Origin of the sequence: Mesorhizobium sp. M1A.F.Ca.IN.020.06.1.1, assembly GCF_004023265.1 — a bacterium.
GTDB lineage: Bacteria > Pseudomonadota > Alphaproteobacteria > Rhizobiales > Rhizobiaceae > Mesorhizobium.
In genome coordinates, this window is record NZ_RZSR01000864.1 from 1 (window position 1) to 2,581 (window position 2,581).

At 63.9% G+C, this 2,581-nt stretch carries 2 protein-coding genes and 1 pseudogene; all 3 read left to right on the top strand.

Going from position 1 to position 2,581, the window contains the following annotated elements:
* Positions 1–181, top strand: a pseudogene (locus EOA60_RS28175) (cell wall hydrolase); the annotation flags it as partial.
* Between the two features lie 121 nt (positions 182–302).
* A complete protein-coding gene (gene recR, locus EOA60_RS28180; protein ID WP_095824245.1) occupies positions 303–908 on the top strand; it encodes a recombination mediator RecR in 606 nt (201 codons plus the stop codon).
* 184 nt (positions 909–1,092) lie between these two features.
* Positions 1,093–2,367 carry a lytic murein transglycosylase gene (locus EOA60_RS28185; protein ID WP_095824406.1) on the top strand — a complete coding sequence of 425 codons (1,275 nt, stop codon included), beginning with the start codon at positions 1,093–1,095 and terminating at the stop codon, positions 2,365–2,367.
* Positions 2,368–2,581 lie beyond the last annotated feature (214 nt).

Here is a 2,581-nt window from a genome sequence, read left to right on the forward strand (position 1 = left end):
GCAGGAGCCGATGGAGGAGCCCGACGCCTCCCGCTTCGGCGGCACGTTGAAAGGTCGCTACATCACCTCCGTTCCGAGCGCTCCGCAGGAAGCGGCGATGGGATTCCAGTCGACGCCTGAGAACACCGACGCCATCGGCGCGCTGATTGTCAGCCAGTCCCGGCCGCTCGAAGCCTACTGAGCCAACCCGCCATCAAATGATCCGCCTTGACGGCATGGCGGATCATTTCCTGTTGCGGATGTCACCAAAGCGCTCTGAAAACCGTTTCGCACTTTTCCCGGAATTGCTCTAGATCAGAGCGATGTCGAAAAGAATCGCCGGTCCAGAGATAGAACGCCTGATCCAGCTCCTGGCCAAGGTGCCGGGGCTCGGGCCGCGTTCGGCAAGGCGCGCGGCTCTCCATCTCATCAAGAAGAAGGAGCAGCTGCTCGAGCCTTTAGCCGCAGCCATGGGCGAGGCGGCCGATAAAGTGCGCATCTGCTCGACCTGCGGCAATGTCGACACCTCCGACCCGTGCATGATCTGCACCGATCCACGCCGCGATGCCGGCACGCTTATCGTCGTCGAGGACGTCTCCGATCTCTGGGCGCTGGAACGCGCCGCCGCCATGAATGTGCGCTATCACGTGCTCGGCGGCACGCTGTCGCCGCTCGATGGCATCGGCCCGGACCAGCTCAACATCCGCTCGCTGGTAGACCGTGTCGCCGGCGGCGAGGTGAAGGAGGTGATCCTTGCCGTCAACGCCACCGTCGAGGGCCAGACCACGGCGCACTACCTGACCGATCAGCTCTCGGGTTCCGAGGTCAAGGTGACTAGGCTCGCGCATGGCGTTCCGGTCGGCGGCGAACTCGACTATCTCGACGAAGGCACGCTTGCCGCGGCGCTGCGCTCGAGGACGGCGTTTTGAGGGGAGGGGATTGGTGACTGGCGTTTTTCCCGGAAAGGCCGCACTCCGTCCCACCCCCCTCTGTCTTGCCGGACATCTCCCCCGCAAGGGGGGAGATCAGACGTCACGCCGGCTTTCGCCAATATCCAAGGTCGCAGGAAGAGGCGGGGCACCGAAACAGCCAATCTCCCCCCAAGTGGGGGAGATGTCCGGCAAGACAGAGGGGGGCGCGACAGAACGCGGCTTTTCCAAATTCGGCTTCGCATTTTTCCTTGCGGCGCTTGCCGTCCTCCTCACCCTCCCCGCTCGCGCCACGCCCATCGACAACCAATTCCAGGCCTGGCTGCAAAACGACCTCTGGCCCGAGGCCAAGGCCAAAGGCATTTCCAAAAAGACCTTCGACGCCGCCTTCATCGGCGTGAAGCCGAACCTGAAACTGCCGGATCTCGTCATGCCCGGCGAGAAGCCGGCGACGCCGCAAAAACAGCACCAGGCGGAGTTCGGTCCGCCCGCCAATTATTTCGCCGAGAAGACCATTCGGGCCGTCACCGGCGGAGGACGGTCGCGCGAGAGCGCCAACGCCCGCGTGCTTGGGCTCATCGAGAAGCGCTACGGCGTGCCTGGCGAGATCGTGCTGGCGATCTGGGGTCGCGAGACCGGCTTCGGCGCCGCCAAGATGCCCTACGACGCCTTCGAGGTGCTAGGCACCAAGGCGTTCATGTCGACGAAGAAGGATTTCTTCCGCACCGAGGTGCTGGCCGCACTAGAGATCGTCGAGCGCGGGCTCGCTCCGGTCAATGCGATGAAGTCCTCCTGGGCCGGCGCGCTCGGCCAGCCGCAATTCATGCCGACGTCCTTCCTCAAGCATGCCGTCGATTTCGACGGCGACGGCCGGCCCGACATCTGGAATTCGACGCCGGACGTGCTCGCCTCCATCGCCAACTATCTTGTCCACTATGGCTGGGTGAGGGGGCGCGGCTGGGGGACGGAGGTGATTGCGCCGGCAAACGTCTCCTGCGCGCTCGAAGGACCCGACCAGGGTAAGAAGATTTCTGACTGGGTGGCGATGGGCATCAGGCGCGCCAACGGAAAGGCGTTTCCGGCCAGTGAACTCAAGGCCGAGGGTTTCCTGCTGATGCCGGCCGGACGCAGCGGCCCCGCTTTCATCGTCACGCCGAATTTCTATGTGCTGAAGCAATACAACACCAGCGATCTCTATGCGCTGTTCATCGGCCACGCCGCCGATCGCATCGCCAAAGGCGACGCCACCTTTGCCGGTACCTGGGGGCGGGTGGGCGATCTCCACCGGTCCGATATCGCTGCCCTCCAGCAAGCGCTGGAGGCGAAGGGCTACGATGTCGGCAGCGCCGACGGCCTGCCCGGCTTCAAGACACGCCGCTCGATCGGCGTCTGGCAAGCGAAGAACGGCAAGACCGCCACCTGCTTTCCGGACGCGAACCTGGTCGCGCAGCTGAAATGACGGGCGACTTCCAAGCGGCCAAGATTTGGCAGATTTTTCCCAATCGACGGCTTCGGCTAGCCGGCGCCTGGGTAGACTCGCGGTGGCCCATTCTGGCCCAATAAGCTGTCTCGAAAAATGCGCGTTGCGGGTTCGAACGCCGCCGAATAGGGTGTTGACCAACTGGACAAAAACCACGACGGTAAGGTCGGTGGGCCGTCGATCGGTCCCAAGG

Coding starts and splice junctions, on each gene's coding strand:
- EOA60_RS28185 (WP_095824406.1), top strand. CDS start 1,093: ATGTCCGGCAAGACAGAGGGGGGCGCGACAGAACGCGGCTTTTCCAAA.
- recR (WP_095824245.1), top strand. CDS start 303: ATGTCGAAAAGAATCGCCGGTCCAGAGATAGAACGCCTGATCCAGCTC.